The organism is Microbulbifer sp. ABF4_107 (genome assembly GCF_056312215.1).
This window is the reverse complement of the sequence record NZ_CM149983.1, coordinates 347,501-350,000: the sequence shown is the minus strand read 5'-3', so window position 1 is coordinate 350,000 and position 2,500 is coordinate 347,501. Positions and strand designations below refer to the sequence as shown.

At 52.1% G+C, this 2,500-nt stretch carries 2 rRNA genes (1 of these 2 only partly in view); both read right to left on the bottom strand.

Going from position 1 to position 2,500, the window contains the following annotated elements:
- Window positions 1–170: 170 nt before the first annotated feature.
- Window positions 171–286 (bottom strand): 5S ribosomal RNA (rrf, locus tag ACYX4K_RS01285).
- 226 nt (window positions 287–512) lie between these two features.
- A 23S ribosomal RNA gene (locus tag ACYX4K_RS01280) occupies window positions 513–2,500 on the bottom strand; it runs 894 nt beyond the window's last position.

Genomic DNA, 2,500 nt, shown 5'->3' with positions numbered 1-2,500 from the left:
TTTGGCAAGCTGTTTCTCAAAGCTTTTTCAGGGCTGGGAATCGGCGATTGATCGACCTGATTCTCAGCACTGGAGGACTGCCTGGAGCCCTGGGCGGCGTTACAAAATGAACGCTCTCACTTATAAGTAAAAGGCCCAGCCGCGTAAGCGACTGGGCCTTTTGAATTAAAACCTGACGATGACCTACTCTCACATGGGGAATCCCCACACTACCATCGGCGATGTTGCGTTTCACTTCTGAGTTCGGCAAGGGATCAGGTGGTTCCACAACTCTATTGTCGTCAGGCAAACTGGCTTGGGTTGGCTCGGTCTTATGGACTTTTCTAGTCCTGCGCTGCCTGTTATCGCTGTTTGCCTCGATCAGCTTCCCAATCGGCGATAACCCCAAATAAGTCGGTAAAACATTCTGTAGTAATACACCGCAAGTCGATACTCTCTACGCTTTAAACGTTTCGAGCTTTGCGCGTCTCTCGATCGAACACAATCCGTTCGTTAGTAACCATCTCTGTTGTATGGTCAAGCCGCACGGGCAATTAGTACTGGTTAGCTCAACGCCTCACAACGCTTCCACACCCAGCCTATCAACGTGGTAGTCTTCCACGGCCCTTCAGGACTCTCAAGGAGTCAGGGAGATCTCATCTTGAAGGAGGCTTCCCGCTTAGATGCTTTCAGCGGTTATCCCGTCCGAACATAGCTACCGGGCAATGCCACTGGCGTGACAACCCGAACACCAGAGGTTCGTTCACTCCGGTCCTCTCGTACTAGGAGCAACTCTTCTCAAATCTCCAACGCCCACGGCAGATAGGGACCGAACTGTCTCACGACGTTCTAAACCCAGCTCGCGTACCACTTTAAATGGCGAACAGCCATACCCTTGGGACCGGCTTCAGCCCCAGGATGTGATGAGCCGACATCGAGGTGCCAAACACCGCCGTCGATGTGAACTCTTGGGCGGTATCAGCCTGTTATCCCCGGAGTACCTTTTATCCGTTGAGCGATGGCCCTTCCATACAGAACCACCGGATCACTATGACCTACTTTCGTACCTGCTCGTCATGTCTGACTCGCAGTCAAGCGCACTTATACCATTATGCTCATTGCATGATTTCCGACCATGCTGAGTGCACCTTCGTACTCCTCCGTTACTCTTTGGGAGGAGACCGCCCCAGTCAAACTACCCACCATACACTGTCCTCGATCCAGATAATGGACCAGAGTTAGAACCTCAAACATACCAGGGTGGTATTTCAAGGATGGCTCCACTGCAACTGGCGTCACAGTTTCAAAGCCTCCCACCTATCCTACACAAATAGGCTCAAAGTTCAGTGCAAAGCTGTAGTAAAGGTTCACGGGGTCTTTCCGTCTAGCCGCGGGTACACTGCATCTTAACAGCGATTTCAATTTCACTGAGTCTCTGGTGGAGACAGCGTGGCCATCGTTACGCCATTCGTGCAGGTCGGAACTTACCCGACAAGGAATTTCGCTACCTTAGGACCGTTATAGTTACGGCCGCCGTTTACCGGGGCTTCGATCAAGAGCTTCGCATAAGCTAACCCCATCAATTAACCTTCCGGCACCGGGCAGGCGTCACACCCTATACGTCCACTTACGTGTTTGCAGAGTGCTATGTTTTTAATAAACAGTCGCAGCCACCTGGTCACTTCGACCGGCCTCAGCTTAGGGAGCAAGTCCCATCACCAAAACCGGCGTACCTTCTCCCGAAGTTACGGTACCATTTTGCCTAGTTCCTTCACCAGAGTTCTCTCAAGCGCCTTGGTATTCTCTACCTGACCACCTGTGTCGGTTTAGAGTACGGTTCGCAATTGCCTGAAGCTTAGAAGTTTTTCCTGGAAGCAGGGCATCAACCACTTCACTTACCGAGGTAAGCTTCGTCATCAATTCTCAGCCTTAGGGACCCGGATTTGCCTAAGTCCCCAGCCTACAACCTTAAACATGGACAACCAATCGCCATGCTGGCCTAGCCTTCTCCGTCACTCCATCGCAGCAATTGCAAGTACAGGAATATTAACCTGTTTCCCATCGACTACGGCTTTCGCCCTCGCCTTAGGGGCCGACTAACCCTGTCCCGATTAGCGTTGGACAGGAACCCTTGGTCTTCCGGCGGGGAGGTTTTTCACCCCCCTTGTCGTTACTCATGTCAGCATTCGCACTTGTGATACCTCCAGCAAACCTCACAGTTCACCTTCAGCGGCTTACACAACGCTCCTCTACCATGCTCAAAGAGCATCCGCAGCTTCGGTTATCAGTTTGAGCCCCGGTATATCTTCCGCGCGGGCCGACTCGACTAGTGAGCTATTACGCTTTCTTTAAAGGATGGCTGCTTCTAAGCCAACCTCCTAGCTGTCTGGGCCTTCCCACATCGTTTCCCACTTAACTGATATTTGGGACCTTAGCTGGCGGTCTGGGTTGTTTCCCTTTTCACGACGGACGTTAGCACCCGCCGTGTGTCTCCCGCGATTGCACTCCACGGTATTCGGAG